Source organism: uncultured Sphingomonas sp. (genome assembly GCF_946477935.1).
In the GTDB taxonomy this organism is placed as follows: domain Bacteria; phylum Pseudomonadota; class Alphaproteobacteria; order Sphingomonadales; family Sphingomonadaceae; genus Sphingomonas.
The window spans coordinates 1-3118 of the sequence record NZ_CAMLAC010000324.1 but is presented as its reverse complement, the minus strand read 5'-3'; the positions used below and the strand labels follow the sequence as shown (position 1 = coordinate 3118).

Annotated in this window: 2 protein-coding genes; both read left to right on the top strand. The window is 69.6% G+C overall.

The window, feature by feature from the left end; genetic code table 11:
- The coding region (locus Q0U08_RS19300) for an efflux RND transporter permease subunit (RefSeq protein ID WP_298093390.1) at positions 1-2376 on the top strand (2376 nt) is incomplete at its 5' end.
- A partial coding sequence (locus tag Q0U08_RS19295) for a TolC family protein (protein ID WP_298093388.1) occupies positions 2373-3118 on the top strand: 746 nt, incomplete at its 3' end. The genes Q0U08_RS19300 and Q0U08_RS19295, both read left to right, overlap by 4 nt.

Below are 3118 nucleotides of genomic sequence, written 5' to 3'. Positions count from 1 at the left end.
GCGGGCGAGGCACCGGTACGGATCGGAGACGTCGCGCGCGTGATCGATGGCTTCAATGCGCCGATCGGCAACGCCATCATCGACGACGGCCCGGGCATCATGCTGATCGTCGAGAAGCAGCCGACCGCCAACACGCTGGAGCTGACCCGCGCGGTCGAGGCGGCGTTCGCCGAGCTGAAGCCGGGTTTGAAGGACGTGAAGGTCGACACGACGATTTTCCGCCCGGCGACCTTCATCGAACGCTCGATCGACAATCTCACCCGCGCGCTGTTGATCGGCTGCGCGCTGGTGGCGGCGGTGCTGTTCCTGTTCACCCGCGACTGGCGACAGGCGACGATCAGCCTCGTCGCGATCCCGCTGTCGCTGCTCGGCGCGGGGCTGATGCTGCTGTGGTCGGGCGCGACGATCAACGTGATGATTATCGCCGGCCTCGTCATCGCGTTGGGGGAGGTGGTCGACGATGCGATCATCGACGTCGAGAATATCGCGCGACGGCTGCGGCTGAACCGCGAGTCCGCCGATCCGCAGCCCGCCTTCGCAGTGGTGCTGGCGGCGTCGCTGGAGGTACGCTCGGCGGTCGTGTTCGCGTCGCTGATCGTGATGCTGGTATTCGTGCCGATCTTCTTTCTGGGCGGCGTCGCGGGCACCTTCTTCCAGCCGCTGGCGATCGCCTATGTGCTGGCGATCGGCATGTCGCTGCTGGTCGCGCTGACCGTGACGCCCGCGATGTGTCTGCTGCTGCTGCCGAACGCTCCGCTGAAGAAGGAGCGCGACACCCGCCTCGTCGCCGCGTTGAAGCGCCGCTACACCGGCTTCCTGCCGCGCGTCGTCGGGCGACCGGCGCTGGCGGTCGGGATCGTCGCGGGCGGGCTGCTGCTGGCCGGGGTCGGCTATGCGACGTTCAGGGACCAGTTCCTGCCCGACTTCCGCGAAACCGACTTCCTGATGCACTTCGTCGAAAAGCCGGGCACGTCGATCGCGGCGATGGACCGGATCACGATCCGCGCGTCGAAGGAGCTGCGCAGCATCCCCGGCGTCCGCAACTTCGGCGCGCATATCGGCCGCGCCGAACAGGCCGACGAGGTGGTCGGCCCCAACTTCACCGAACTCTGGATCAGCCTCGACGAGAACGCTGATTACGATGCGTCGGTGAAGCGGATCAAGGAAGTGGTCGAGGGCTATCCCGGCCTCTATCGCGACGTGCTCACCTATCTGCGCGAGCGGATCAAGGAGGTGCTGACCGGCGCTGGCGCGACGATCGTCGTGCGCATCTACGGCCCGGACCAGGCGGAGCTGCGGGCGGCCGGTGCCCGCGTCCGTGAGGCGATCAGTGGGGTTCCGGGCGTGTCCGACCTTAAGCTGGAATCGCAGGTGCTGGTGCCGCAGATCCGCATCCGGCCACGTGCGGGCGAACTGGCGCGGTTCGGCCTTACCGCGGGCGAGGTGCGCCGCCAGGCGCAGGTGCTGGTCGCGCAGGCCAAGGTCGGCGAAATCTACCGCGACCAGCGTGCCTTCGACGTGGCGGTCTGGGGCGAGCCGGCGGTGCGTAACAGCGTCCACGCCTTGCGCGACCTGATGATCCAGGTGCCCGCGCCGGGCAATGGAGCTGCCGGGGCGCCGGTGCGGCTCGGCGACATCGCCGATATCGAGATCGCGCCTGCGCCCAACGAGGTGAAGCGCGAGAACGGCCAGCGCCGGCTCGACGTCACGATGAACGTCGCGGGCGCAGACCTCGGCACGGTCGCGCAGGCGGTCGACGCCGCGGTCGCCAGGGTGCCGTTCGCGACCGGCTACCATCCGCAGGTGCTCGGCGAATATGCCGCACTGAAGGAATCGCGCAGCCGCCTCTGGAGCATCGGGGCGCTGTGCCTCGTCGGCATCCTGCTGCTCGTCTGGATGGAGTTCCGTTCGCGCCGGATCACCGCCCTGGTCGGTGTCAGCCTGCCGTTCGCGCTGGTCGGCGGGGTCGTCGCCGTTGCCGTCACCGGCGGGGTGCTGTCCCTCGGCTCGCTGGTCGGGTTCGTTACCGTCATCGGCATCGCCGCGCGCAACGGCATCATGCTGCTGTCGTACTACCAACATCTCGAACGGCACGAGGGCATGACCTTCGGGCGCGAACTGGTGCTGCGCGGCGCGGAGGAGCGACTGGTGCCGATCCTGATGACCGCCGCCTGCGCGGGACTGGCGCTGGTGCCGCTGATCGTGGCGGGCAACGCGCCGGGACACGAGATCGAGCATCCGATGGCGATCGTGATCCTCGGCGGCCTCATCTCGTCGACCGCGCTCAACCTGCTGCTGCTGCCCGCACTCTACGCCCGGTATGGCGAGGACCGCACCGTGCCGCCTGCCACTGCATCGAGGGAGGTGCTGGCATGATCCGTCGCCTCGTCCCCGCCGTCGCTTTGCTCGCCTCCGCGTGCATGAGCGTGCCCACACCTCCGCCGACGGTCGCCCCGCCGAGCGCGACCGGCGAGTTCGCCCGGCTTCCCGTCGCGTCGATCGCGCAGGTGCCGAATGACTGGTGGCGGCTCTACGACGATCCTGTCCTCGATGGACTGGTACGATCGGCCCTGGCCGCCAATGCCGATCTGCGCGTGGCCTATGCCAATCTGGACGGCGCGCGCGCCGCTCTGCGGCAGGCACGGGCGGTGCGGCTGCCGCAGACGACGATCGAGAGCGCGCTGGCGGTCGACAACCCCGCCTCGCAACCGAGCGCGTCGGGCAACGTGCCGACGACGGATTATGATATCGCCGCGACAGCGAGCTGGGATCTCGACCTGTTCGGCCGGCTGCGATCGGCCGCGACCGCGGCGGGCGCGGATGCCGAAGCGCAGGGCGCCATCGTCGACGGGCTGCGCGTCGCCGTGGTTGCCGACACCGTGCTGGCCTATGTCGACCTGTGCGGATCGACCCGCGCCATCGCAACCGCGCGCGAGGTCGCGGCGACGCAGGACCGTGCGGTCGCCCTCGTGCGCGAACAGTTGCGCGCCGGCGAGGTGTCGCCGCTGGAGGTGTCGCAGGTCGCGACCATCGCCGCCGCCACCCGCGCCGCCATCGCCCCGTTCGAGGCGCAGCAGGCCAACGCGCTCTACAGGCTCGCCACCTTGCAGGGTCGGCC